Origin of the sequence: Ferrovum myxofaciens, assembly GCF_000735045.1 — a bacterium.
Taxonomy (GTDB): domain Bacteria; phylum Pseudomonadota; class Gammaproteobacteria; order Burkholderiales; family Ferrovaceae; genus Ferrovum; species Ferrovum myxofaciens.
Map to the genome: position 1 here is coordinate 1 of NZ_JPOQ01000446.1, position 253 is coordinate 253.

Sequence of the window (253 nt, forward strand, 5' to 3'; positions counted from 1 at the left end):
GCGAATTGTGGCGAGTAAAAGCCATATGACGCCAGAAACCCTGGCATTTGCGCAGCGCTTCAAGCCCAACGAGTTGATTCAGGCGGGGAGTTCCCTGAAGTTTTGTCGGATTGCCGAAGGCAGCGCTGACCTCTATCCCCGTTTGGGGCCTACCTGCGAATGGGATACGGCGGCGGCTCAGGCGGTGGTGGAGGGGGCCGGAGGCCATGTTTTCGATCTGGAGGGCAGGGCTCTGCGCTATGGCAAGAAAGAA

General features: G+C 59.3%; 1 protein-coding gene. It reads left to right on the top strand.

The features are described 5' to 3' along the window. Positions 1-25: 25 nt before the first annotated feature. The coding region (locus tag IV91_RS0114480) for a 3'(2'),5'-bisphosphate nucleotidase CysQ family protein (RefSeq protein ID WP_324603975.1) at positions 26-253 on the top strand (228 nt) is incomplete at its 3' end.